The organism is Halomonas sp. 113, from assembly GCF_904067645.1.
GTDB lineage: Bacteria > Pseudomonadota > Gammaproteobacteria > Pseudomonadales > Halomonadaceae > Vreelandella > Vreelandella titanicae.
The window spans coordinates 1447438-1473469 of record NZ_LR881453.1 but is presented as its reverse complement, the minus strand read 5'-3'; the positions used below and the strand labels follow the sequence as shown (position 1 = coordinate 1473469).

General features: G+C 55.6%; 23 protein-coding genes. 9 read left to right on the top strand and 14 right to left on the bottom strand.

All coding sequences use genetic code 11. The annotated features are described in order from the left end of the window. Window position 1 precedes the first annotated feature (1 nt). The 3 genes from YERSI8AC_RS07080 to YERSI8AC_RS07070 all read right to left on the bottom strand — a co-directional run bounded on the left by YERSI8AC_RS07080 (window position 2) and on the right by YERSI8AC_RS07070 (window position 3615). Window positions 2–634, bottom strand: a complete 633-nt coding sequence (locus YERSI8AC_RS07080) for a C40 family peptidase (RefSeq protein WP_009287315.1) — start codon at window positions 632–634, stop codon at window positions 2–4. 95 nt (window positions 635–729) lie between these two features. Next, window positions 730–3207 carry a DUF1266 domain-containing protein gene (locus YERSI8AC_RS07075; RefSeq protein ID WP_159176425.1) on the bottom strand — a complete coding sequence of 826 codons (2478 nt, stop codon included), beginning with the start codon at window positions 3205–3207 and terminating at the stop codon, window positions 730–732. A 165-nt stretch (window positions 3208–3372) separates the two neighbouring features. Further along, complete coding sequence (locus tag YERSI8AC_RS07070; protein ID WP_008958536.1) at window positions 3373–3615, bottom strand: GlsB/YeaQ/YmgE family stress response membrane protein; 243 nt, start codon at window positions 3613–3615, stop codon at window positions 3373–3375. Between the two features lie 138 nt (window positions 3616–3753). Here YERSI8AC_RS07070 and YERSI8AC_RS07065 point away from each other — a divergent pair, with 138 nt between their 5' ends. The 5 genes from YERSI8AC_RS07065 to YERSI8AC_RS07045 all read left to right on the top strand — a co-directional run bounded on the left by YERSI8AC_RS07065 (window position 3754) and on the right by YERSI8AC_RS07045 (window position 9252). After that, a complete protein-coding gene (locus tag YERSI8AC_RS07065; protein WP_022520444.1) occupies window positions 3754–4623 on the top strand; it encodes a D-hexose-6-phosphate mutarotase in 870 nt (289 codons plus the stop codon). A 61-nt stretch (window positions 4624–4684) separates the two neighbouring features. Further along, entirely contained in the window at window positions 4685–4876 is a 192-nt protein-coding gene (locus tag YERSI8AC_RS07060) for a hypothetical protein (protein ID WP_022520445.1), read from the top strand. A gap of 188 nt (window positions 4877–5064) precedes the next feature. Continuing rightward, complete coding sequence (locus YERSI8AC_RS07055) at window positions 5065–6468, top strand: YcjX family protein (protein WP_039859315.1); 1404 nt, start codon at window positions 5065–5067, stop codon at window positions 6466–6468. Beyond that, entirely contained in the window at window positions 6465–7502 is a 1038-nt protein-coding gene (locus YERSI8AC_RS07050; RefSeq protein ID WP_022520447.1) for a YcjF family protein, read from the top strand. The genes YERSI8AC_RS07055 and YERSI8AC_RS07050 overlap by 4 nt, the downstream gene beginning before the upstream one ends. Window positions 7503–7611: 109 nt before the next feature. Beyond that, window positions 7612–9252 (top strand): BCCT family transporter, encoded by a 1641-nt coding sequence (locus YERSI8AC_RS07045; RefSeq protein ID WP_022520448.1) that lies wholly within the window; start codon window positions 7612–7614, stop codon window positions 9250–9252. Between the two features lie 96 nt (window positions 9253–9348). Here YERSI8AC_RS07045 and YERSI8AC_RS07040 read toward each other — a convergent pair whose 3' ends face one another. The 6 genes from YERSI8AC_RS07040 to YERSI8AC_RS07015 form a co-directional block, all read right to left on the bottom strand. Beyond that, a complete protein-coding gene (locus tag YERSI8AC_RS07040) occupies window positions 9349–10470 on the bottom strand; it encodes an ABC transporter ATP-binding protein (protein WP_022520449.1) in 1122 nt (373 codons plus the stop codon). 185 nt (window positions 10471–10655) lie between these two features. Continuing rightward, the gene (locus tag YERSI8AC_RS07035; protein ID WP_009287309.1) at window positions 10656–11534 is read right to left on the bottom strand and encodes a carbohydrate ABC transporter permease; all 879 of its coding nucleotides are present in this window, start codon (window positions 11532–11534) and stop codon (window positions 10656–10658) included. Beyond that, complete coding sequence (locus tag YERSI8AC_RS07030; RefSeq protein WP_041157867.1) at window positions 11527–12453, bottom strand: carbohydrate ABC transporter permease; 927 nt, start codon at window positions 12451–12453, stop codon at window positions 11527–11529. The genes YERSI8AC_RS07035 and YERSI8AC_RS07030 overlap by 8 nt, the downstream gene beginning before the upstream one ends. Window positions 12454–12546: 93 nt before the next feature. Continuing rightward, window positions 12547–13806 carry an ABC transporter substrate-binding protein gene (locus tag YERSI8AC_RS07025; RefSeq protein ID WP_022520451.1) on the bottom strand — a complete coding sequence of 420 codons (1260 nt, stop codon included), beginning with the start codon at window positions 13804–13806 and terminating at the stop codon, window positions 12547–12549. A 111-nt stretch (window positions 13807–13917) separates the two neighbouring features. Then, window positions 13918–15429 (bottom strand): ATP-binding protein, encoded by a 1512-nt coding sequence (locus YERSI8AC_RS07020; protein ID WP_022520452.1) that lies wholly within the window; start codon window positions 15427–15429, stop codon window positions 13918–13920. Further along, complete coding sequence (locus tag YERSI8AC_RS07015) at window positions 15426–16151, bottom strand: response regulator (protein WP_009287305.1); 726 nt, start codon at window positions 16149–16151, stop codon at window positions 15426–15428. Before YERSI8AC_RS07015 ends, YERSI8AC_RS07020 begins: the two co-directional genes overlap by 4 nt. A 280-nt stretch (window positions 16152–16431) precedes the next feature. Between YERSI8AC_RS07015 and YERSI8AC_RS07010 the strand changes: the two genes are divergently transcribed. From YERSI8AC_RS07010 to YERSI8AC_RS07000, 3 genes are all read left to right on the top strand, one after another. After that, window positions 16432–17214: a hypothetical protein gene (locus YERSI8AC_RS07010; RefSeq protein ID WP_159176424.1), complete on the top strand. Its 783-nt coding sequence runs from the start codon at window positions 16432–16434 to the stop codon at window positions 17212–17214. 75 nt (window positions 17215–17289) lie between these two features. Further along, window positions 17290–18072 carry a hypothetical protein gene (locus YERSI8AC_RS07005; RefSeq protein ID WP_159176423.1) on the top strand — a complete coding sequence of 261 codons (783 nt, stop codon included), beginning with the start codon at window positions 17290–17292 and terminating at the stop codon, window positions 18070–18072. A gap of 16 nt (window positions 18073–18088) precedes the next feature. Beyond that, window positions 18089–18277, top strand: a complete 189-nt coding sequence (locus YERSI8AC_RS07000; RefSeq protein ID WP_159176422.1) for a hypothetical protein — start codon at window positions 18089–18091, stop codon at window positions 18275–18277. A gap of 221 nt (window positions 18278–18498) precedes the next feature. Here YERSI8AC_RS07000 and YERSI8AC_RS06995 read toward each other — a convergent pair whose 3' ends face one another. After that, complete coding sequence (locus YERSI8AC_RS06995) at window positions 18499–19296, bottom strand: HAD family hydrolase (RefSeq protein WP_159176421.1); 798 nt, start codon at window positions 19294–19296, stop codon at window positions 18499–18501. Window positions 19297–19469: 173 nt separating this feature from the next. Between YERSI8AC_RS06995 and YERSI8AC_RS06990 the strand changes: the two genes are divergently transcribed. Then, on the top strand, window positions 19470–21410 hold the full coding sequence (locus tag YERSI8AC_RS06990) for an exoribonuclease II (protein ID WP_159176420.1): 1941 nt from the start codon (window positions 19470–19472) through the stop codon (window positions 21408–21410). A 102-nt stretch (window positions 21411–21512) separates the two neighbouring features. Here YERSI8AC_RS06990 and rfbC read toward each other — a convergent pair whose 3' ends face one another. The 4 genes from rfbC to YERSI8AC_RS06970 are packed head-to-tail and all read right to left on the bottom strand — an operon-like array spanning window position 21513 to window position 25311. Then, complete coding sequence (gene rfbC / locus YERSI8AC_RS06985; protein WP_159176419.1) at window positions 21513–22061, bottom strand: dTDP-4-dehydrorhamnose 3,5-epimerase; 549 nt, start codon at window positions 22059–22061, stop codon at window positions 21513–21515. A 3-nt stretch (window positions 22062–22064) separates the two neighbouring features. Next, entirely contained in the window at window positions 22065–23411 is a 1347-nt protein-coding gene (locus YERSI8AC_RS06980) for an NAD(P)H-dependent oxidoreductase (protein ID WP_159176418.1), read from the bottom strand. A 7-nt stretch (window positions 23412–23418) separates the two neighbouring features. Beyond that, on the bottom strand, window positions 23419–24195 hold the full coding sequence (gene rfbF, locus YERSI8AC_RS06975; protein WP_159176417.1) for a glucose-1-phosphate cytidylyltransferase: 777 nt from the start codon (window positions 24193–24195) through the stop codon (window positions 23419–23421). A gap of 15 nt (window positions 24196–24210) precedes the next feature. Beyond that, window positions 24211–25311: an NAD-dependent epimerase/dehydratase family protein gene (locus tag YERSI8AC_RS06970; RefSeq protein ID WP_159176416.1), complete on the bottom strand. Its 1101-nt coding sequence runs from the start codon at window positions 25309–25311 to the stop codon at window positions 24211–24213. Window positions 25312–26032 lie beyond the last annotated feature (721 nt).

The following is a 26032-nucleotide window of genomic DNA, read 5'->3' as shown; positions in this document are numbered from 1 at the left end:
GCTACTGGAAAACGCTGCCACCCAGCTGGGCCAGATGCGTTGGCTCCAGCGCGCGACGTGACTGCCAGTAGTAGCGCTGCCAGTAACTATTATTCAGGCTGGAGATAATGACCCCTTTTGAGGTCGAGGCGTGGAGAAAATACCCATCGCCCACGTAGATACCCACATGGTTATAACGACCCGGCGGTCGGAAGAACACCAGATCGCCCGCCTGCAGCTCTTGGCGGTCGATCGGGCGTCCCTCGTGTACTTGACCACGGGTGGAGCGCGGAAGCTCTAAATTAAAGGTGTCACGGTAAACATTGCGAACCAAGGCCGAACAGTCGATGCCTCTTTCTGAGGTGCCGCCAATTCGGTAAGGCGTTCCTGCCCAGCGCTGGTGTTGCGCCATCAGCGCCTCGCGAACCACTGTTGGCGGCGGTACTTGCAAGCTGCGCAAATGCGCATCGATGGGATCAACCGGGGACATTTGCGGGTTCGCCCCCATTCCCGGCAACGTCATTGAAAAGTAATTCTCGGGGGCCTGAATATTGTTTTGTCGCGCTGAACCTGCACAGCCAGCGAACAATGTAACTAAAAAACAGACACTTACGACACGGACAGCGGTCACAGCGGGGCGTGGCGACGCAACCATGCGATTAACCTCGTGACATTAATAAGAGGGCGGTATGACAAAACTCATTTTTTCTAAGCACGACTATAAGCTAATTATCATATGTTTGGCGAGCATCAATGTAATGTGCGCTGATCGCCCGGTAAGGTATCAATATGCAGTGGCGCAAAATGGCGTGGTTTATTGCCTGGAAAATCCAAGCTCACCCATGGGCCAGCCAAAACCGGCGCACCGCATATCCAGGCCACCAGCGCCTGACGAAAACCAGCTAAAAAGCTTTCTCGCTCCGGGGTTTCGCCCATAAAAAACGAGAAGCCTGCATACATCCCCATGGCGTACTCCTGCCATCCGGCATAGTGATCTGCCGCCAGTTGGTAAGCACGATCCAACACCTTAGCGAAAGCAGCGCTATCCAGCCAGTTTAACTGCCGCGCGGCAATGGCCAAATCGACCAGCTGGGCAATATCCCAGGCCGCCATATCCACCTCATTACAACCATCTTCGTTGTCGCGCACACGACGTAAGCGAAGCAGGTGGTGGCGTTCATCTTCAGCACAGTCGCCGGATTCAAGAATGGCGATCTCAGCGCTTAAGCGCTCAGTATTGAGGGTATAGGGCGCGTAGTTAATCTGATACTCCTGGCGATCCCCCGACTCTAGCATGTAGGTCAAAAACTCCTGCATATCGCCTGCGTTGCTCAAGTGGTAGTGGCTCTCCACCCACTCGCGAATCTCGGCACACTCACGGGCACTCTCAGGCTGGGGCTCACTCCATACCGCACTGTTCAACGGGCCCACCAGCGACATAGCGGTGAAGTGACTCAAGGTGGGGCGGCTACCCGGTTCGCGCCAAGCGTCGTGACGCCAATCCAGCCAGTGAAACAGACTGCCAGGATCTTCAATGTGCCAAATAATTTCATTCACCAGCGAGGCGTGCTCAGGCTCGGGCAGACAGCTCTCCCAAGCGAACCAGGCTTCTAACAACCGTTTGGCATTGGGATAAAAACGGCACAGGCAGCTTCGCAGTGCGCTGGCATACTCCATTAACGGCGCGCGATCGAATAAGCCGCTGTCGAGGGACATATGCAGATAGAAGGCGAATTTTTCGGCCATATGGATCGTCGCCGCATGGCGGCTTACCCCTTTAACCGCATTGCGCTGCTTAAGCTCTTCCGGAGTCGGCTGACCAAACCAGCTTTGTGAGGGAGGCAAAACGCCATGCACGGCGTCGGCCGCCAACTGATTAAGATGGTGCGCCTGGGCGGGTAACCAGTAGCGTGCCAGTGCATGAGCACCTTCATCGGCATGTAAGCCAAGTGACTCCTGCAAATAGAGCGCCGCATCGGCACGCTGCTCTTCCGGCAGCGCCGCGGAGGGGGCTATCTGGCGCAGCATGGCATCCGGTTCGCGTACGCTGGCCAGCGCCAACAACCAGTGATGGGGCGTATTGCGCCACTGCCGAATGCGCGCTTGGGATGCCTTGCGCGTAGGTTCATCCAATAACTCCCCTGGGAGACATTTCCAGGGGCTATTCCAAGGGCTATGGGCGCTGTGCAGCAATAACTGATGCCGCTCGCTGGGTGTTTTACCCCGCCGGTCAATGCCGTCAAACAGGCTCTGCCCGCGCCCGTACGCATTCAGCACGGCATACCAGTCGTGGTAGCGCCGACTGAGTAAATCAGCGGCGTGCCCCGCTAAGTCATCAGCCTCTTCCTGGCTCAGCAAGCCACAGCAGGCGCCAGCCCAGGCAAGTTCCACAATCCGCAGCCAATCCCAAGCCGCCCACTCCAGGGGCTCGCCTTGAGTGACGAACTTATTCAGCACCGGCGCATAGGGCGAATCTTCCACAACGCTACGCTGCCACTCCATGCGTTGGGCGTTGTCCATACTGAGCAATTCGCGTGCTTCAATATCCCAGCGCTGGCGCTCACCTTGAGCGCCTAGCCAAAGTATCACGCCAATTAGCGCATCACGGTCATGGATATCCCACACGTGGGCCAGCCACTCGGTGGCCTCGGGCCAGTCGGTTTGGCTGGCAGGATAGACAATAACCGGCCGGAACAGCGCGCATAGCCGCCAGCTCTGCGCTTCGGGCTGCTGAGGCCATAGCGAAGCGGGAGCCGGCAGTTCAGCCAGGGCATTTTCAAGCGTATCCCAGGTAACCCCCTCGCCATCGGTTTCAAGCTTGGCCAGCGCTTGGCAAGCGTCAATAAAACGGTCATCGGCCCCCACTTCCCAGCCCCGCGCGCCTAACGCACGGCGCAGGTCTGCCAGCCAGGCACGTAGGTCGCTGTAATCACTGGTGATGCGGCGAGTTAGGTGATGCGCCCAATGACGGGCTTGATCAGCCTCTAACCAGCCAGCCGCTCCCGCCAACGCGGCCCATTCCAAAGCGCCTAGCAAACGGTCAGCGCTACCTGCGGGAGCCCCCAGCCCGTGGAAGAGCTGTTCGGCCAGCTCGCCTCGATTGGTAATGCCCAGTTGTAGCAGGCGCTGCTCTGCCGCTCCTGCATCGACCGCCAGCGGATGAGGAGTAAACGCCCAATCACACAGCACCAGCTGTTGGGCCCACCAGGCATTTAACACGTCGATCAAGAGGCACCTCGAAAAAGCACAATAACACCAGCAAATAGCTGGAAGTAAAGCTGCCTAGTGTAACGGAAAGTGGTGCGAACACCGATAGCCTTAGGCCTCGGTATGCATAAAACGACACCGCCCGGCAAAAGGCCGGGCGGTGACATACAGGTAGCAACTCAATCGCTACGCTTTTTTAACCTTACTGATTACCCAAAGAAGCACCACGGCACCCACGATCGCGGTGACTAGCGAACCGATAAAGCCACCGGACGAGAGGCCCAGAAGGCTAAACAAAAAACCACCTATAACCGCACCAACGATACCGACACCGATGTTACCCAGGATGCCAAAACCGCCGCCGCGCATGATGTTGCCAGCAATCCAACCAGCCAGGCCACCAATGATTAACCATGCAATAAAGCCCATATAGTCTCCTTACTATCTCGATTACGGGTTGCAGTTACGCGTTTTACCTTAGAGTCACGCTTGTTCTACCATAGCACACAGCGTTAGTGTTCGGCGCCTATTCGGTATCGATGCTTGGCAACTCTTAAAGGAAAATTCATGATCCCCGACTCGCTCAATCAACTGATTAAAAGCACTCAAGGACAGCAAACGACACAGTGGGAAGGCCGCGACGTGGTGCTTTTCAATATGCCTTGGGGCGAGTTGGTGGTTAGTCTCCAGGGCGCTCAAGTGCTGCACTTCTGCCCTGCTGGTGATACCGGCTGGTTATGGCTGACGCCTACGCCCCAGGCGCTGCCAGGCGCTATCCGGGGTGGTATTCCGCTCTGCTGGCCGTGGTTTGCCGACGAGCGCTATTCCGATGAGAGCCCCAACCACAACGGCCCTTTCCATGGCCTTGCACGCCATGCTGAGTGGCGTCTAGACGCTGTTGATGAGCACGCCGAGGGAATTGAGCTCCACCTCTCTCCAGCACAGCCCCTACATACACTGCTTACCGCGCGCCTGGTGGTACAAGCCAACGCCCAGCGCTTGAACGTTGAGCTGATTAGCGAAAACATCGGCGAAACGCCGATTAAAACCAGCGGTGCGCTGCATACCTATTTAGCCGTTGCCGATACCCACCAGTGTCGTCTGGAAGGCCTTTCCGGCGCGCGCTATCTTGACAAACTGCGCGACTTTGCGGAGAGCGAACAGCAAGGCACGTTGGCCGTTCAAGGCGCCGTTGACCGCATTTATCACACCAATGAAGCTGTGCTGCTCAACGATGGTGAGCGCAGCCTGCGCATCGGCAAGCAGTCCAGCGACTCCACGGTAGTGTGGCACCCCAACAACGACCTTCCCAGCGACACGCCCGTCGACGTAGCACGACATTTTATCTGCGTTGAAGCCGCCAATACACGCCTAGACCCAGTCTGGCTAGTGCCTGGCGCCCAGCACCTGTTAGGCACCACCCTCAGCCGCAGTTAATCTTCGGTTCATCAATGCTTTGCTATCATGTGCTCAATGGCATTAGAGCTAGGGAGATCCAATGGATCCGCAACAATGGCTAGAAGCCGCCACGCTGGCGTTTAATTTAATCGGTATGGTGGTGTGCTTAGTGGGCCTAACCTTGGCGCAGAAGATGACCCGGCGCTGGCCAGGCTACACACTGGCGGGGGTTGGCTTTTTGATCGCCACCCTACCGATGCTTTCGCAACTGGTATTAATGTTTAGCCAGTAAAGGCTAAGAGAGCCTGCCTGACTTGGCCGATCGTCGCGAGAAGCGCGGATTTTGAGCCAAATTTATCGATCGATTGAGGCGAATAGCGTGCTATTTAACGAAATCGATAGAATAAAGTTGGCCAAAATACCGGGATTCGCAGTAGATCAGTGTTAAGTCAGACAGGCTCCTACAAAGGGATCGAAAGGATGCGCCAGCCGTTAAGTCGCGAACTGAGCAATTTATTAGAGCGTGGGCGAGATCGCCAGCTGCGCTTGGCGGTCACCGGCCTTTCCCAAGCGGGGAAAACCGCGTTTTTGACGTCGTTGGTCAATCAACTGCGTCATGCGGGCGTTGAGGCGCAGCTCGATTTGCTACCCGCTGCCCGGGAAGGCCGCTTGCTGGGTGCCCAGCGGCTTAACCAGCCCGACTTAGGCGTGCCACGGTTTCCCTACGACCCCGGCATGGCTGCACTACGCGATACGCCGCCGCGCTGGCCGGAGCCCACCCGCGGCATCAGCGAGTTACGCTTACAGCTGCGCTACCGCCCTGCCCGCAGCGGCTGGCTAACCCCTGAAATCGCCCACCTTACCCTGGATCTATTCGACTACCCTGGCGAGTGGCTGCTTGATTTGCCGCTGTTACAGCACGACTTTTATAGCTGGAGCCAAGCACAGGCGTTACACGAGGGCGAACAGCGCCGCAGCCTGTTTAGCGAATGGCTTGCCGCAGTAGAACAGCTCGACCCCGCTGGCGAAGCGGATGAAGCCCAGCTTGCTGCTCTTGCCGAGGAGTACGCTCAAGGCCTTCGTCGCGCCAAAAAGGCCGGTTTTTCCGACCTGCAGCCAGGGCGTTTTTTACTGCCCGGCGAACTGGAAGGTGCGCCGGTGCTGCAGTTTTTTCCGCTACCGCAGCTCGACGCCTCTCAACTCAACACCTCTAGAGAAACGCTGGAGGCACTGCCTGCCAATAGCCTTTACGCTACCCTGGCGGCGCGCTTTCGCTACTACCAGCAGCAAGTGGTCAAGCCCTTTTATCGCGATCACTTCCGCCGCTTTGACCGCCAGATTGTACTGGTGGACGTGCTGGGCGCGCTCAATGCCGGGCCAGAACGCTTTGAAGACCTTTCCAGCGCGCTACGCCAGTTAATGCACAGCTTCGATTATGGCCAACGCAGCCTACTTACGCGCCTGTTCGCACCTAAAATTGACCGCCTGGCGATTGCCGCCACCAAAGCCGATCACGTCACTCCCGATCAACACGGCCACTTGGTACAGCTGTTGGAGGCCCTGCTGGCAGAGCCTCTCAAAGACCTTCGCTTTGCCAACGTGCCGGTTAAAGCGCTCTCGCTGGCGGCCATTCGTGCCACTGAAGCCCGTGAGGTAACCCATGAGGGTAAGCGTTCACCTGCACTGCGAGGCACCACACTAGAGGGCGAAGAGGTGCTGGTTTACCCCGGCGATGTGCCCGCCCGGCTGCCCGCTGCCGATTTCTGGCAGCAGCAGGGCTTCGACTTCCCCGCCTTTCGCCCGATGCCAACCAGCTCAGAAGCGTTGGATCATATCCGCATGGACGCCGCCATCGACTGGCTGATTGGAGATAAACTGACATGACCACCCCACAGCCACGCCGCCACTTCACGCTGGATGACCAGCCTGAAAAGGCCGCTGATGCAGATACAGTCCTACGTCAGCGCGAAGCCTTTGCTGGCGCCAGCGAGCATCATCCATTGGCGCCCTTGCCAGAAGATAAAGCGCTGCCTGCCGCCAGTTTAGGTGCGCCGCGTAAACGCCGCTGGGGGCTGCTATTTGCCCTGGTGGGTGGTGCCGGGCTAGGCACGGCAGAACTGGTCACCGGCATTCCTGATGCGATGGCTCAGTCGCAGTGGCTAGCCATGGCCTGGCAGCTGTTCGGGGTCAGCCTGATTGGCTTGGGCGGCTTCTCCCTGCTCAAAGAGGTGGGCCGTTTGCGCCGTCTCAAGCGCCACGACAAACTGCGCGGCGATCTGGCCGAGCTGCCGCTACGCTCGCCCAAGCAGGCCCGGGCGATGGCCGAGCAGTTGAGGCGCCAACTTAAGCTCGCCGACGATGACCCGCACTGGCTAGCCTTTCAGCGCGCCAGCCAACCCCACCATAGTGGTGAGGAGATCCAGACGCTGTTGCGTTACCACCTGCTAGCGCCGCGTGATCGCGAGGCCCAGCGCCTGATTACGCGTATGTCCGGCGAAACCGCCATCATGGTCGCCATCAGCCCCCTAACGCTGGTGGATATGGCGCTGGTGGCTTGGCGCAGCCTGGCGATGGTGGATCGACTCTGCCGCCTTTATGGGCTTGAGCTGGGCTACGCCAGCCGCCTGCGGCTGTTTCGTAACGTGCTGCACAACATGGCTTTTGCCGGTGCCAGCGAACTGGCCACCGACGCCAGTATGGATATGCTCTCGCTGGATTTAGCCAGCCGCCTTTCCGCCCGTGCGGGTCAAGGCCTCGCCACCGGGCTGCTTAGCGCGCGCCTTGGGTTACGCGCCCAGCGGCTCTGTCGTCCGGTGCCCTTCACTGCCGATGAGCAGCCCAAAATCGCCGATCTACGCCAAGACCTGTGGCGGCAAATCAAACGGCTCGATAAAGAAAAGGTGCCGCAGAATCGCTAAAGGGTTAAACGGCGGCACCCCTCCTTTTCGGCCACAAAATGGGATTCAACGCTGTTTATCCTCATGATGGGGGTTTGACATGGCATCTTCCACTGAGGAGACGTAGTGTATGAACCATCCCAATGATCCTGAGTCGCCTTCGGTAACGAGCGACATGCAGACCGACTATGTCGTCGGCCAGGACAATATCAAGGGGCAGCTTGGCCCCATCGGTTTCGACATCCACAACCGCGTTTTTGTGGTATCCGCGCTTGCTTCCGCTATCTTCATCGTCCTCACCCTGCTGTTTCCAGAGCGAGCGGGGAGCACTTTTCAGTCCATTGTTGCCTTCTCGACGGGAACGTTGGACTGGTATTTCATGATTCTGGTCGACTTCTTTATTCTGTTCTGCTTAGCGCTGGTGGTTCTGCCTTATGGCTCAGTCAGGCTGGGCGGGGCCGATGCGCGACCGGATCACAGCTATCTCTCCTGGTTCGCCATGCTGTTCACCGCGGGAATCGGCATCGGCCTGCTGTTCTTCGGCGTACTAGAACCGGTTTATCACGCCAATGTCTCGCTGCCTCTGGGCATCGCATCCCCCTTCGGCGCCGATGGGGCGCTGAATCCAGCCGCTGTTGATAACGCCAGCGCCATGGGCCTGGCGGGTACCTATCTCCATTGGGGTATCCATGGCTGGGCGGTGTATATAGTCATGGCGCTGGCGCTGGGTCTGTTTACCTATAACAAAGGCTTGCCGTTCTCGATTCGCTCGGCGTTTTTTCCCATTCTCGGTGAGCGCGTCTGGGGCTGGTGGGGCCATGTGATCGATATCCTGGCGGTGTTTTCCACCCTCTTCGGGCTGGCAACGTCCCTTGGGCTTGGGGCACAGCAGGCTAATGCGGGGATGAACTTTGTCTTCGGCCTGGAAGTAAGCACCTTGACCCAGGTCATCGTCATCATTCTGGTGACGGCGGTGGCGCTGGTGTCGGTTTGGCGCGGTCTTGAGGGCGGCTTGAAGAAGCTCTCAGAGATCAACATGATCCTGGCCGTTCTGTTCTTCTTTTTTGTGCTTTTCGCTGGCCCTACTCTGCTGGCCATGGCGGGTTTCTGGTCGGGACTTACCACCTATGTCACGGACTTTATTCCTCTGTCCGCGCCCTTTGGTCGTGAGGATGATGCCTACCGCCAGTCCTGGACGATTTTCTACTGGGCTTGGTGGATTAGCTGGGCACCTTTTGTGGGGATGTTTATCGCTCGGGTATCCCGGGGCCGCACGGTGCGTGAGTTTATACTCTGCGTGTTGCTGGTTCCCAGTCTGTTTATCTTTATCTGGATGGGCGTCTTTGGCTCAACCGCCCTTGAACAGCTCTATGCTGACCCGGTGGGCAGCCTGGTTAAAGAGTATGTAATCGACAACTACAGACCCGAGCTTTCGCTGTTCGGCATGCTGAACGAACTACCGTTGACGGGCCTGATGTCGACCCTGGGTATCGTCCTGGCGCTGATCTTCTTTGTCACCTCCTCGGATTCCGGCTCCCTGGTCATCGATACCATCACCGCCGGTGGTAAAATCGATGCTCCGCGGCCACAGCGTATGTTCTGGGCAGTCGTCGAGGGCCTCATCGCGATTGTGCTGCTTATCGGTGGTGGTCTGACCGCCCTTCAGGCCGGTGTTACCGCCACCGCTATTCCGTTCTCGATTGTGATGCTGCTGATGTGCTACTCGATCATCAAGGCGCTCAATGGCGAGCTACGGCTTATTCGTAAGTAATACCTGCAGTTGAAACCTTTAGGTAACTACAAAAGAGGCCCCCTGCTGAAACCAGCAGGGGGCCTACTATTTCACAACAGGTTCAAGTCAAACCGCTTACGCAATACGCTGCTCGGTCTCGGCATCAAATAGAATCGCTCTGCCCATATCAACACGTAGCGATAAGCGCTCCCCTGCAACCACTGCGCATTTAGGCCCAACACGGGCGGTAACTTCCTGTTCGCCCAGGGGTAAACGCAGCAAGATATCCGCCCCGGTAGGTTCTACCACCGCCACACTGGCGCTCAGCAGCGTTCCTTCGGCTTGGGACGTTAACCGCTCATCCTCTTCGCTGAAGTGCTCCGGACGCAGGCCAAGAATCACCGGCTGATTCAACCGCTCGGCCATATCTGGTGCGATGCGCTCCTCCGGCCAGGGTAGCACCAGCTCATCCTCACCTGGCGTGGCAATCCTCAGTTGATACCCACCGTTATCGTCCTCCAGTGTGGCGCGAATGAAGTTCATCGACGGCGAGCCCATAAAGCCAGCCACAAACATATCCACCGGGTTGTTGTAGACCTCATCCGGCGAGCCGAGCTGCAGAATATGGCCGTCGCGCATCACCGCAATGCAGTCGGCCAGGGTCATGGCTTCGACCTGGTCGTGGGTGACGTAAACAATGGTGGTGCCCAGGCGCTGGTGGAGCTTTTTGATCTCGGTGCGCATATCCACGCGCAGTTTGGCATCCAGATTAGAGAGCGGTTCGTCAAACAGGTACACCTTTGGCTCCCGAGCCAACGCACGTCCCATGGCTACACGCTGACGCTGCCCGCCGGAGAGCTGTGCAGGCTTGCGTTCCAGCAGGTGGGTAATTTGCAGTAGATCGGCTACCCGCTCCACCGCGGCTTCCCGCTCGGCTTTGGGCACCTTGCGCATCTCCAGCCCGAAGCTGATGTTCTGGCGTACAGTCATGCTGGGGTAAAGCGCGTAGGACTGAAATACCATGGCGATATCCCGATCCGCGGGGGTGCGCCAGGTTACGTCTTCACCATCGATATAAATATTGCCGGACGTCACTGGCTCAAGCCCGGCAATGGCGTTCATCAGCGTGGACTTACCGCAGCCTGACGGCCCAACCAGAATCAAAAACTCGCCGGAATCGATGGAGATACTAACGTCTTTGAGCACCCGCTCGCTGCCAAACTCTTTACGCACGTTGTGGATTTCTAACGCTGCCATAATGAAAATCCTATTATAAGACTGCTGACAAAGCTGTTAGCCCGGTCAGAACAACCCTTCGCGGGGGCGCTGTAAATCCCTCCCTGGACGCTACTTTCGCCATCCATGGCGAAAGACCCCCGCTACGGGTTGATTCTGACCTTGCCAAGGTAATCTTTAGAAAGTTGTCATCAATCTGATTGTTATTAGCCTTTCACGGAACCGGCTGTCAGCCCGCGCACGAAGTATTTTCCCGCCAGCACGTACACCACCAGGGTGGGCAGCGCGGCAATCATCGCCGCCGCCATATCCACGTTGTACTCGCGAACGCCGGTGGAGGTATTTACTAGGTTGTTTAGCGCCACGGTAACGGGCTGGGTGTTGTGGGCTGAAAACGCCACGCCAAACAGGAAGTCGTTCCAGATTTGGGTGAACTGCCAAATCACTGAGACGACAATAATCGGAGCCGAAACCGGTAGTAGAATGCGCCAGAAGATGCGGAAAAAGCCCGCGCCATCCAACTTCGCCGCCGATACCAGCTCGTTGGGGATACCCACGTAGAAGTTGCGGAAAAACAGCGTGGTGAAAGCGATGCCAAAGACCACGTGAACCAGAATCAACCCGGCGCGGGAGCTGGAGATCCCCAGCCAGCCGAGGGTTTGCGCCATGGGCAACAGCACCACCTGGAAAGGAATAAAACAGCCAAACAGCATTAGCGCGAAGACTAATTCAGAGCCTTTGAAGCGCCATTTGGTCAGCGCATAGCCGTTAAGGGCTCCGATAGTGGTTGAGATCAGCACCGCTGGAATCACAATCGCAAAGGAGTTCCAGAAGTAGCCGCCAACGCCATCGCAGCGCATGCCGGTACAGGCTTCACCCCAGGCTTTTGTCCACGGCGCGAAAGTGGGATTTTGCGGAAACGAGAGCAGCGACCCGGCACTGATTTCGCTCAGCGGCTTCACCGAGGTCATCAGCATGACCACCAGCGGTAGAATATAGAACAGCGCGGCGAGTATCAGCACGCCATAGAGCAGGCCACGGCCCAGCCGCGCAGCGGGCGTCTGACGACGAATCACATTAGCCATGCTTGCGGCTCCTTAATTCGGAGTAGAGATAAGGAATCAAAATCGCCAACACGCCGCCCAACATCAGCATGGCGCTGGCAGAGCCCAAACCTATCTGCGCCCGGGTAAAGGCGTGGGCGTACATAAAGGTGGCGGGTAAATCGGTGGCATAGCCAGGCCCACCGCCGGTGAGCGCAACGACCAGGTCAAAGCTCTTAATGGCAATATGGGCCAAAATCATCACCGCGCTAAACACGACTGGGCGCAGGCAGGGCATCACTACGCGCCAATAAATGCGCGGCAGGCTAGCGCCATCTAGTTGCGCCGCTTTGATAATGCTGTCATCGATACCCCGTAAGCCAGCTAAAAACAGCGCCATCACAAAGCCTGACGCCTGCCATACGGCGGCAATCACCAGGGTATAAATCGCCATATCAGGATCGACAATCCAGTCAAAGCGAAACGACTCAAAGCCCCAGCCTTGAACCATCGCTTGAATGCCCAGCTGCGGGTTGAGTAGCCACTTCCACACTACCCCGGTAACAATAAATGACAGCGCCATGGGGTAAAGATAGATCGTACGCAGCGCGCCCTCTTGGCGAATTTTCTGATCAAGCAGTATCGCCAGCAGCGAGCCAATCGCCAGGCAAATCACCACGAACAGCACGCCAAAAATCATCAGGTTGGTCGAGGCGACCCACCAGCGCTCATTGGCCATCAGGCGTGCGTACTGACCAAAGCCGACAAAGTCATAGCTGGGCAGCATGCGCGAGCTGGTTAGCGAGAGTACGAACGTCCACAGCATGAAGCCGTAAACAAAGAACAGCGAAATTGCCACCGACGGTGCCAGCACCAGGCGAGGCAGCCACGCCTGCAAACCGCCGGATGGCGTCGACCGCTTAGCGCCAGCCCCTAAAGGCGTCGCAGAGGTATTTTTCATGGGGAGGGAATCTCTCATGGAGAAGTATCCTTGCCAAGCAACGAAGGCGCCGCCGTTGCAGCGGCGCCTGAAGAACGCTAACGCTAGAAAAGCCTAGAAAGAGGCCGCTTCGGCAGCGCTCACCATACGTTCTGCCGCTTCTTCAGCAGGCATATCGGCGTCGTTGAAGTAGTTGGTAACCACATCAAAAATGGCACCCTGTATATCCGCACGTACGGCCATACCGTGAGCCATACTGGGCACTAGGCCACCCTCTTCAGCGGTGCGCTGGAAATCAGCCAACGACTGCTGGGCACAGCTATCGAATTCGCTCATGTCCAGATCAGGCCGCGCAGGAATCGAGCCTTTGGCAAGGTTAAACGCTTCCTGGAAAGTAGGCTCAAGCACCAGGCGGGCTAACGCTTGCTGCGCTTCGCGCTCCTCGTCGTCGCTGACCCGGAACATGGCCAGACTATCGATATTGAAGGTGAACGCATCTTCGGTGCCCGGCGCTGCGGCACAGAGGTAATCTTCCCCGGCGGTCAGTCCGGCCGCAGTGAACTCCCCTTTGGCCCAATCGCCCATCAGCTGAAACCCAGCCACTCCTTCAATCACCATTGCCGTGGCAACATTCCAGTCACGCCCGGGCATGCCTTCATCCATCAGCTCGCGGGTACGCTTGAAGTCCTCAAGGGCATCGATCATTTGTTCGCCGCCCAGGGCTTCAGGGTCTAGTTCTACCAATGCCTGCTGATAAAACTCGCTACCCTGACCACCTAACAGTACGCTTTCGAAGACCGTAGCGTCCTGCCAGGATTGGCCGCCATGAGCCAGCGGTACGAAGCCCGCTTCTCGGATAGCCTCACCTGCCTCGAATAGTTCATCCAGCGTGGTGGGCATCTCTACCCCTGCCGCTTCGAGCACTTCGGGGTTGGCCCACAGCCAGTTTACCCGGTGCACGTTGACGGGTACCGCCACGTATTTGCCGTCGTGACGCATGATATCGGCCACGACTTCCGGCAGCAGTTCATCCCAACCTTCCGCATCGGCAACGCCGTTCAGGTCACCGAGCAAGCCAAGCTCACCCCACTCCTGAATTTCGGGGCCTTTGATTTGAGCTGCAGAGGGTGGGTTGCCCGACATGGCACGAGATTTAAGCACCGTCATGGCGGTTTCACCGCCGCCGCCTGCCACTGCAAAGTCCTGCCAACCGTAGCCTTCAGCTTCCATTAACTCTTTAAGCACGTTGGCAGCGCGAGCTTCACCACCGGAAGTCCACCAGTGCAGCACTTCAACTTCATTCGCTTGAGCGGTGGTGGCTAGCGTGGCACCTGCCAGAGCAAGCGCGAGGGTCGTCTTCTTAAGCGTCGACATGGAGTAACTCCTTATATTGTTATTGTCCTCTCGGACGTTCGACATCCAAGAGGTTACGCCAAGGCAAGCGTCAACGGGAGTTACCGAGTACTGCATAGTGTTGGGGTTTTATTACAAACCTGTAATAGTTTCCTGGCGGGGTAGCGAGAGAGTCACCACCAGCCCACCATCAGCATGGTTGGCGAGCGTGATATCGCCGCCATGGGCACGGGCAATATGCCGGGCAATGCCCAGCCCGAGGCCGCTACCACCCGTGTGTCGACTGCGTGAGGGCTCCAGGCGCACAAAGGGCGAAAACACCCGCCCCAATTGCTCTTCAGGTATACCTGGGCCGTGGTCACGAATACGCATGGTGACCGCGTTACCGTGATCTATTAGCTGCACATCGGCCTGCTTGCCATAGAACACCGCGTTCTCAAGCAGGTTTGCCAGGCAGCGTTTAAGCGCTACCGGTTTGACAATCAGCGGCGCGATAAGAGAACCACTTTTAATCTCGATAGTGACCTTACCACCCTGAAGGCTAAGCTCTTCGGCCAGCTCTTCGAGCAGGTGCGTTAGATCAACGGGCGCGGGTTCCTCATGCAGGTCTAAGCCTTTTACCGAGGCCAAGGCACCTTTAACCAAGCTATCCAGCTCATCCAATGAGGCGCAAAAACGCTCGCGCTGATAGTCGTCATCGAGCATCTCAGCGCGCAGGCGCATGCGGGTTAAGGGGGTCTTTAAATCATGGGAAATCGCTGAAAACAGCCGTTCGCGCTCCTCAATCTGCTCACGAATACGCCGCTGCATACGATTGAACGCCGCGGCGGTGGCGGCCACTTCTTTGGGGCCACTCTCCCGTAGTGGCGGCATATCCAAATCATCGCCCAACTGATTCGCTGCCCGTGAAAGCCGCGCCAGTGGCCGGGTCACGCTGGTAATACCCAATAGAGAAAGCGCCAGCACACTCAGCAGCACCAGTAACCCGACCAGCAAACGCTCTTCAGAAAGCCAGCGATAACCGCTGAAAATATCGGGTACGCCCAGCAGCGTGGCAACATAGAGCCAGGTGCCTGGGGCAAGCTCCAGTTGGACCACTAAAATCGGCGGCGAGAGTGGCTCCATCAGCAGGCTGTGCTGCCCCCAGCGGGGCGGTAGGTCGTAAAGCAGTACTTCGTTATTGAGCACACGCAGGTTTTCCGGGCGGGAGAACTCGACAATCACGTCGTCGATATTGAGCTGCTGGGTGAGCACCGAGCGCACATTGTTCACCACCACCTGTTTTTCCGGCCCGGAGCCGATATCGTCGATGGCCAGCCTGCGTTCGTTGACGCTAACAAAAAAGCGCGTGCCACCCATATTACGCAGCTGATCGAGCACAATATGGCGGTAATCAACGGGCAGTGAGCGGAAAAACTTCATGGTGGAGGCGATGCTAAACGCCATATTGGTGGACAGCTCATCAAGCTGTGCCAAGTGGCTGGAGCGCACCTGGGAAGTCCAGATGGCGTAGCTGGCCCCTTGGGCGACAAGCACTCCGGCGATCATGATGATCACGAAGCGCCCGCGCAGCGACGCCGGCAGCCAGCGGGCAGCTCGTCGGGATAAGCGTCGACGAATGGTTGCCCACTCCACGCGTCTCACGTTAATGCATCTACTTGGGCGGTTAACACATAGCCTGCCCCGCGCACCGTTCGAATCAACTGCGAGTGCTGGGCATCTTCACCCAGCCGTTGGCGCAGGCGGCAAACGTGGACATCAATGGAGCGATCAAGCGGCGGCGCGTCCCGCCCACGGGTAAGCGCGTATAGATCATCCCGAGTGAGCACCTTCGCCGGATGCTCTAAAAACACCTGCAATAGCTGAAAATCAGCCCCTGAAAGCGCGGCGCGCTCGCCCTGCAGGTCAATCAACTCGCGGGTCATGCGGTCGAGTTGCCAATTACCAAAACTGACCCAGCGCGCCTGCCCCGCAGGCAACTCTGGTGGAGCACTGCGGGTGCGTCGCAATACCGCTTTGACGCGCGCCAGCAATTCGCGGGGATTAAACGGCTTGCCCAAGTAGTCATCAGCACCCAGCTCCAGACCAAGAATGCGGTCGGTCTCATCGGCACTGGCGGTAAGCATGATTATCGGCACATCGCTGTGCTTTCGGACGTCACGGCAGATGGTAAAGCCGTCGTCACCGGGGAGCATTAAATCGACAATCAGCAAGTCGGGGGCGTGTTCTGCACGCAACGAATGCAGCGCTTGGGCACCGTCCGCTGTGAATACCCGATAGCCATGGCGCCCCAGGTAGTCCGCGAGCAGTTCACAAATCTCTGGGTCATCGTCGACCACAATCAAAGTAGCAGGGGTTGTCGTCATCTCAGCGGGTTCAGCCCTACGCTATTGTCGTTATTGGGCCTTGATGATGGTCGAGGAAACTGTGCACCTCAAGCCCCCTTCGACTAATGATGAAATCACCTGTGGCTACGCTATTTCTGTGTATTAATAAGAATGCTAACAAAAAAATACAATATTTACTTAATGCTTTTGTTTGCTTAGCCGATTAATAATGTAGATATAGAGCAATAACCAGCGCTTTCGTCACTATCATCGGCCACATATTGATAGCGATTAAGCAAAGCCACAAGGAGGTATTGCAATGACAATCGGTATCGGGCCATCCACTCCGGTAACCTCTCAATCTACATCGGGTAGCCGCACTCAGGGCGTATTAACAACAGGAACCGAAAAAGGCGAAAGCACGACATCGTCCTCTGGTTCATCGAAGCCATCAAGCCAACTTTCCACTTTGGCTCAGCAGTTAAGCGATAGTGCCCTGCGTGCCGAAGAGCGTGATGCCAGCCTGGATCGTAAAGCGTTAGGGCAAAAAGCCGATGCACTGCTCCAGCCAATAACTCGGGACTTTCATCTTCACCGTGCAAAATATGACGCTGAAGTACCTAACACCGATGATCCCGAGCTATTAGATAGAGCAAAACAAGCCACCTCCTTTGTCAGCGGAAGGGGCAGCAACCCCTTTAGCGGCCTGTCGCAAGATCAGCTTGCACTGATTATTTATGATGATAGCGGCACGTTTACGGCTAATGAGCGAAAAGCCGCCTGGAAAGAAGAGTATGACCAGGAAACAGCAAGGAGATTAGCGGTTATAGCTCGAGGTAAATTGGAGTATGAACAAACCGGCAAGATGACAGAATTCTTCAAAGAAGTGCTGGGTAATTACAACGAGCTGCCCCCTATCATGCAGGCACAATATCCCGACTTCTATGCCCCACGCCTTGAGCACCTGATCGAGATGGACTTCAACTTTATGACCCATCGCGCCGAAGGCAAGGGGGCTCCTGAAGATATTTTTGACATACTAATGTCAAGTGAAGACTTCGCCAACCTTGGTAAACGCTTTGCTAACTCTACGGTCGGTTAAAAATGTAGGGAACCCTATGCACTACTTGGTACATATTTTTTGGGCTATTACTCAAAGACACAAGGAGGTATCGCAATGACAATCGGTATTGGTTCATCTACCCCGGCGACATCGCAAACGACTTCTGGTAGCCGCACCCAGGATGTATCAACCAAGGGAACTGAACAAGGCGAAAACGCAACGCTTACTTCTGGTTCATCGAAGCCAACAAGCCAGCTTTCCACGTTGGCTCAGCAGTTAAGTGACAGCGCCCTGCGTGCCGAAGAGCGTGATGCCAGCCTGGATCGTAAAGCGTTAGGGCAAAAAGCTGATGCACTGCTCCAGCCAATCGTTCGGGACTTTCATCTTCACCGGGCAAAATATGATGCTGAAGTACCTGACACCGATGATCCCGAACTACTGGAAAGAGCAAAACAAGCCACCTCATTTGTCAGCGGCAGAGGTAGCAACCCCTTTAGCGGCCTATCCCAAGATCAACTAGCATTGGTTATTTATGATGATAGCGGCACGTTTACTGCCAATGAGCGACGGGCGGCTTGGCTAGAGGGACGTGCACAAGAAACCGCATGGAAACAGGCGGTTGTTGCTCGAGGCCAGCTGGAGTACAGCCAAACTGGCAAGATGACCGAATTTTTCAAAGAAGTGCTGGGGAATTACAACGAGCTGCCACCTATCATGCAGGCGCAGTATCCCGATTTCTATGCACCACGCCTTGAACACCTGATCGAGATGGACTTCAACTTTATAACCCATCGCGCCGAAGGCAAAGGGGCACCTGAAGATATTTTTGACATACTGATGTCAAGTGACGACTTCGCCAACCTTGGTAAACGCTTTGCTAACTCAACGGTTAGTTGAAAAGAGATAATAGTAAATGCGAAGCAATTCTAGCGCTGAGGAAGATATTTCACGCGAAGCGCTCATGGCCGATGCCAACGCTCTTCCTCAACAGCTTAATCAAAGTCTGCTTGAGGCTTTTATTGGCAAAAACGATGAAAAACCCACTGAACGTAGCTTTATAATAAAAATGTTTGATTGGCTGAAACCACCAGCGAATAAATAAAGCGTAACGTCAGTTTTTGAACAGCTCATCAAGGGAGTTGGCGGTCAAGATCGCTCCAGACCACTCATCCAACTGCGCAGGCGTTGCTTGCTCCAGCCGCTGTTCTGCCCAAACAGGCAGCTCGCCAAATTTTAGGCCAAGCTGTTGAGCTGCTTCAGATTGACCTCAGCCCCAAGTCGCTGCAAGTGACGAAATTAAGAGCCACTAATTAATACGTAACCCTACAGCCCAAAGCGCTTTTTCAGCCATTGGGCAACGGCGGCTTCGCCATGGTGACCGATACGCTCAGCCCCGGTGACACGGTCAAATAGTGCCGGGTGAGCATTGCCCATTACCTGGGCCTCCCCGGCTAAATCGAGCATTTCGGTGTCGTTAAGATTATCGCCAAACGCTAGGCAATCGGCGGGCGTTAATCCTAACCGTTCCAGCAGTGATGACAGCGCCACGCCTTTGTTGACCCCACCGGCCATGATTTCCAGAGAATCAATCGTGGAGTAGGTGATATGAAACCCGTCGCCGTGGGCGTCTTGCGCCTGGGCTTCTAGCTGTTTTAGCGCATTTGGGTCGCCTAGATAGAGCACTTTGCCTACACCGTTAGTGTCCATTTGCGCGGGCGGCACAACTTCATAGCCAAAACCGGTAGAAGCGTGAAGTGATAATAAGTGCGGGGCCTCTGAATCAATATGCCAGCCGCTTTCGCGATAAAGGTTAAGCCGTACTTGAGGCGGGCGCGGCAGATTGATCAGCGTCTTTGCATGTTCAGGCTCAAGGTGATTAGCCGCCAGCAGAGTATCTTCGGGGTCATGAACATAGGCGCCGTTGGTGCTGATCAAGTGCGCAGGAATGTCCAACTGATCACGAAAGACCTTCATATCGTGGTAGTGGCGACCCGAGGCGAGCGCGACATGATGACCTTGCTTCACCAATGCTCTTAGCACCTCGACGGTGCTTTTGTGCAAGGTGTGGTCGCTTCCTAATAGGGTGCCATCCAGGTCAGAAACAATCAGGCGAGGTGTCATAGCGCGCTCCGTGAGTATGAATATTCAGCTTAACCGATTCCCTTGAGCGCATGTAAGCCTTTGACTCGCCATTACCAAAGCCAACATCAGGGCCAACATCGCATAGCGACAATTGGCGCAGCCTGCGGGAATCCGTATAGTGGCACCCTAACTCTCGCCAACTGATTGAGCTCATGCTTCAGAACAACGCCATGCTTGCCCAGCTCAAGCAACAGATTCGTCAAACCACCCCCCGTGCTGAAGGGGTGATCAAAGCCACCGACAAAGGTTTCGGGTTTCTCGAAACCGACGACGGTGAATCCTATTTCGTGCCGCCGCCCGCCATGAAGCAAGTGCTTCACGGTGACCGTGTAGAAGCGGTTATCCACGAGAACGGTGACAAAAAATCCGTTGAGCCTGAAAAACTGATTGAAGCTGGGTTGGATCGGTTTGTTTCCCGCGTGCAGAAGCGCGAAGGCCGCCTGTCCGTCGTACCCGACCATCCGTCGATTAAAAATGTGATCAAGGCACGGATTAAGAACAGCCTTGATGAGGACACCATTGCTGACGGCGACTGGGTCGTTGCCCGCTTGGTACGCCATCCGCTAAAAGCCGACGACCGCGCTTTCTTTGCCCAGATTGATGAGCTGGTGGCTAAAAGCGATGATCCGGCAGTGCCATGGCGCGTCACGCTTGCACGCCATGCGCTGGAGCAAGAGTGCCCCGACGCGGGCACCGACTGGCCGCTGATGGATGAAGGTCTGACCCGCGAAGACCTGACCGCTACGCCCTTCTTCACCATTGATGGTGAGAAGACCCGCGATATGGACGATGCGCTGCACGTGGCCACCCGCGCTGAAGGCGGCTGGCAGTTGAGTGTCGCGATTGCCGACCCCACCGCTTACGTGGCAGAAGGCCATGCGGCCGATTTAGAGGCCCGCACTCGCGCTTTTACCGTCTACCTGCCGGGCCAGAACGTCACCATGCTGCCCGAGCAGCTAGCGGATGACCTCTGCTCATTGTGGGAAGGTAAGGATCGCCCCGCGCTGGCCTGTACGCTGGATATTAATGCCGACGGTAGCATGGGCGATTACCGCTTTTTTGCGGCGAACGTTAAGTCTCACGCCAAGCTCGTTTACGACAACGTCTCCGACTGGATCGAAGGCCAAGGCGATTGGGCGCCCGCAGATGATATTGCCCAGCAGCTCACCGCGCTGCGTGATTTGACCGAGGCGCGTACCGCCTGGCGTAACGAACACGCGCTGGTGTTTAAAGACCGCCCCGACTATGTGTTCGATCTCGATCCCGCCGGTAATGTCTTGGCGGTGCGCACCGAAGAGCGCCGGATTGCTAACCGCATGATCGAAGAGTCGATGATTGTGGCCAACGCCTGCTGCGCGGACTTCCTGGCCCAGCATATCGGCCACGGTATCTTTAACGTGCATCGCGCGTTCGAGCCCGAGAAAGCCGAAGCCGCCCAGGAATTCTTGGCAGGTCAGGAGATCGTGGTCGAACGCGAAGCGCTGACAGAGCTTGCCCGCTACACTGAGCTTAAGCGTGTGCTGGAAAGCCGCGATGACGCCTGGCTGGATGCGCGCCTGCGCCGCTTCCAGGGTTTTACCAGCATGTCGGCCCAGCCCGGCCCACACTTTGGTCTGGGCCTAGCCGCCTACGCTACCTGGACCTCGCCGATTCGTAAGTATGGCGATATGGTCAACCACCGCCTGATCAAACGCGTGTTGAAAGGCGAACAGGCCCCCGCCGAAGCGACCCAGCAGCTCACCGAGCAACTGACGGAACGCCGCCGCCTGAACCGTATGGCCGAGCGCGACGTGAAAGACTGGCTCTACGTGCGTTACCTAACGCCCGCTGCGCAGAACCAGGATACGTTTGAGGCCGAAATCATGGCCATCAACCGTGGCGGCATGCGCGTTCGTCTGGTGGAAAACGGCGCAACGGCGTTTGTACCCGCGCCCTTGATGCACAGTGACCGTAGCAAAGTGGTCATTGACGATAAAGAGGGCCGTATCCAGATCGAGGGCGAAGAGCGTTACAAGCTTGGCGATCCGCTGCGCATAGTGCTCACTGAAGCACGCGAAGAGACTCGCTCGCTAGTGGCAAAGCCTGCCAATTGACGGGTAGGCAATAGCTAGACATTACTCAAAGGGGCAGCGTTCACGCTGCCCCTTTTTTAGTGTGTTTGATATCTGGATTCGCTACTAGCTATTGGCAAGTGGTCAAAAAAGCGCTTCGTTTCGCTCACTGATTAAGGGCCAGCTAGCGTCTTTTTCAGACACCACCGTGGGTGGCATCGGCCACTCAATCGCGAGACGTTCATCGTTATAGCGCAAACCACTTTCAGCCTCGGGATGATAGGCCGCCGAGACCAGATAGCTGACTTCAACATCGTCGGTCAGCGTCTGAAAGGAGTGCGCAAAGCCTGGCGGTACATACAGCTGGCGCCGGTTTGCGTCGGTTAATTCAAATAACTGATGGTGCAAGTAGGTTTCCGAGTCTTTACGGATATCCACGATGACATCGACAATCGCGCCTCGAATGCAGCGCACCAGTTTGGCTTCGGCATGGGGCTGCCGCTGATAATGCAACCCCCTTAAGGTGCCTCGCTGAGCAGAAAAGGAGGTATTCTGCTGCACAAAGTCACTCAGCAGGCCATGGCGCTCAAACTCCGCACGGCACATGGTACGGGCAAAAAAACCGCGTTTATCACCATGTGGTTCAAGTTCTATCAGGCGGGCATCCTTGAGGTTCGTTTGATGAAAATGCATGTCTTACTCCGTGAAAGTAGCAGCGACACCAGACGTCAATTCCAGGGCAAACATGGCTTCCTGTTCGGCATAAAGACGGTCGATCAACCGCCCTGGTGGTATACGCACATCATCAAAGGTCAGCGCCGCATCCTTTTCCACATGCCCCACCACCTGGCAGCCCAGCGCTAGCCCGATAGGTAATAGCCGATCCCTGCGTATTACCTCGATATTTTCCGCCACTCCATAGACTTCAAAACCGCCGAGTTCTTCTATTGTTTCCCCCTCTCGCAACGCTTTTTTGGCTATGGCGATAACGCCCACCCTCGGGCCCTCTAAGGGGGATAACACTGGATCACGGAAAAGCACGGCACGGGCAACGGACGTGGGCACTTCGAAATGGCAAAGGTGGTAGGGCGTTGTGAAGCAGTAATATGGCCCCTCGCCCAACTTGTAGAGTTCGAGATAGTGGCGCTGGCGGGGGCTATCAATTGTCCCGAGCACAAATACGCCCGGCCCTGGCTGCGCTCCAACAACATAATCAACCAAACCCGGTTCCTCTGGGTTCAAGTAGGGCTCAAATGCCGACACCGCCTGTTCGATGGGCAGTAAAGGGCCACCGGCTACGCCACCGGAGAAATCAGGGCCCAACATACCGCGTTGCGCCACTTGCATACCGGTTCCATTGGCAACGATTGCCTGCTCAAACGATATCTTGGTGCCATCAGCAAAAGAGGCCACCATCGCTGGCTTTTGTCCCCAGCGTTTCGCAAAGCTTTCCTGGGTAGCCGGATTTCGATACGGATCATGCAAGCCTTTAATGTTGCCACACAGCACCGGCTTAATGCCTAGCCCGGCGACGAACCGATAGAGATTCATCTGTACGCCAGGCTGATCGCCATCGGCAAAGCTATAGACAACCCCTGCCGCATCGGCTTTCACTTTCAAAATAGGGCCGATAGTGCCGTCGAGTTCTGCGTTCATTTGAATGACGTCTTTACCACTCTCCAGCGCCGCCAAGACAGCATGCGCCGCGAACTCTAACGAGCCAGTGACTTCAATAATTGCATCCAATCCCTCTGCGCGCGCCAGTGCCACGGCATCCTCGGTGACTGCCGGTCGCCCAGCCGCAATCGCCGCTTCGAGTTCCTGCTGATTCTCACAGGCGATTGGCTCAATGCCGGTTTGCTGGAAGACTTTGATCGCTGCATCCAAATGACGATTGGCAATCGCACAAAGGCGCATCCCGGGCGTCGCGGTCATAATCTGCAGACCGATACCGCCCGCTTGGAACCCCGCCCCGACCATCCCCACTCGAATGGGATTACCCTGCGCCTCTCGTTGGGCAAGCGCCGTATCAACAATAATCATTGATGGTTCATTCCTTCCAGAGCTTCCAGGGGGCGCCTTCTGCCCAGGCGGTCTCGAGTACCATTCTGTCTCTCAGCGTATCCATGCTTTGCCAGTACCCGTTATGATGGAAGTAGCCCAATTTCCCCAGCTCGATCATCCGGTTCATGGGCTCGTTTTCCCATACGGTCTGGCTATCGTCGATCATCTCGAACACTTCCGGATTACAGACGAAGAAGCCGCCATTGATCAGCCCTCCATCTATTTCGCCCTTCTCGCGAAAGCCCTCTACCTGGCTGTTGCCCTCTTTCAAACGCAGGGCACCGTAGCGGCCCGGCTGCGTTACTGCCGTCAGGGTGCACCAATTTTTCGAGGCCAGATGTGAGTCGATCAAGGCATTGATATTCAGATCACTCAACCCATCGCCATAGGTCAAACAGAAAGGCTCATCTGCCAGGAGAGACATTGCCTTCTTGAGACGCCCTCCGGTCATGGCATCGGCGCCTGTATCCAGCACGGTGATTTTCCAATCATCATTAACGCTCTGAAGCCAGTCGACGTTACCTGTCTTCAGGTCAATGGTGTAATCGGTTCGATTGCCGCGATAATTGAGGAAATAGTCACGGATGTACTCCACCTTATAGCCACCCAGGACAATAAACTCCTTTAAGCCATGATGGGCATACATCTTCATAATATGCCAAAGGATCGGCCGACCACCCACTTCCACCATGGGCTTGGGGCGAATGGCTGTTTCTTCACTTAAGCGCGTTCCAAACCCTCCCGCGAAAATTGCGACTTTCATAGTCTAGCCTCCGTTTCAGGCCTCAAGGTTAATGTGGGTAGCAGCAGACAAAGCACTCGGGGTGACTGCATCACACATTTGCCAGCGCAGGTTTTCAGATAGACGGCGCGCAGTGATATGTGCCTGCAGCGCATGCAGACGCATATAGCGCGAGGCTCGGAACTGGGTATCGGAAAACTCCATGCTTTTGAGCCCATTGATCAATCCCATGATCGAATCTATTAGCGTCATTTGTGGTTGGTGCTCAGGTGCCAACTTGGCAAACAGGCTGAAATCCACTTGGTAGGAGCGACTGTCCGCCGGGGCTTGGGTATTGATACTCAGCGTGGTGCCGGGAACGGCTTTGGCCACTGCAGTGGCTAAGTCTCGCACTTGATGATTGCGTTCGTTCGATCCGGTATTGATATTGAGTATGCGCCCGCCGTTTTCAGGCTTGCGCTGTACTGCCCAATCGACAGCTCTGGCCATATCGGAGACGTCGATCAAGGGCCGCCAGGGAGACCCATCGCTAAGCACGGTAATATGCTGCTGACTTAGGGCACAGGCAACGAAATCATTGAGCACCAGATCCAGCCGTAAACGCTCTGACATTCCGCAAGCAGTCGCAAAGCGTAAACTGGTAATCACCATGTCGCCCCCAATGCCGGCTAACGCTTCTTCAGCTGCTATTTTCGAGTAGGCATAGGCGGTAACGGGAGCCACGGGATCCAACTCACTGCGCGGAGCCCCTAAAGCGATGCCATAAATGCTGCAACTTGAGGCAAAAACGAAGTTTTCTACCCCCGCCTGAGCCGCTGCCTTGGCAATCTCAACCGTCGCCTGCTGATTGACCTCAGCTGTCACTGCGGCGAAACGGTCTCCCATGGGGTCATTGGAAATCGCCGCCAGTTGAACTACAGCCGTATAACCTTCAAAAAAATCAGCCGGAATATCTCGCACATCCCCCATAAACTGCTGGTCGAGATAGCGCTCAGGAAGAAGTTCGGCATTCGTCAAACAGTGTGCGAAGTAGGCAGTGTCATACCCATGAAGAGTGGCGGATGGGTGACGTAAGGCTAGCTCCCGCACCACAACGGAGCCAACATAGCCCATGTTCCCTATGACCAAGATTTTCAAAATACCACCTCGCCATTATCGTCAATTAAACGAGTTTCCCTACGCTCTTATTTTCAAGCTTATTTAATTCCGATGTTTTTATTCATGCCTACTTGTTGCATTGCATATTTCTGGACTAAAAAGTGTATAGCAGGTAACACAAGGATACTTTAAAGCAATAAAAAAATTGCCACTTCCCAATCAGAAACACTTAAGCCGGACAATGTGACTACTGCTTATATAAGTAAAAATCACATGTAAACTAACAACACTACACTCCAGCACTAGATTTTTAATGTATTAAAAAATCAATGTATTATGATCTTTATAATTAAATTTCTTCCGGTAGCCCTCATGAAAAGCCACACATCCACACATCCACACATCCACACATCCACACATATTACAATAAGAAACATAAAAATTACCAAAGATTACATTTTAAAGATAAGTGACACCGCTTTTACTGTCAAGAATAGAGGCGGGTTAAAAATCTAGTCTGCAGTACTATTTTTTTTCATGTAATAAAGCAAAAAAAAGAGTGCTTTTTTCAAACATTGCTTTTTATTTCTCTATATACTTTTTATAAAATCTGCCATCAATCAGTCTTACTAGCAGCTCACCCAGCCTATGATAAAGCCTCGGCGTTGATGCCAGTGGTGTTTGTTCCCATTGACTACGGCAGAGGAGTGATTGATGACAAAAAAGAGCGTACCCAGACCGAAGAATTAGAGTGTTATAC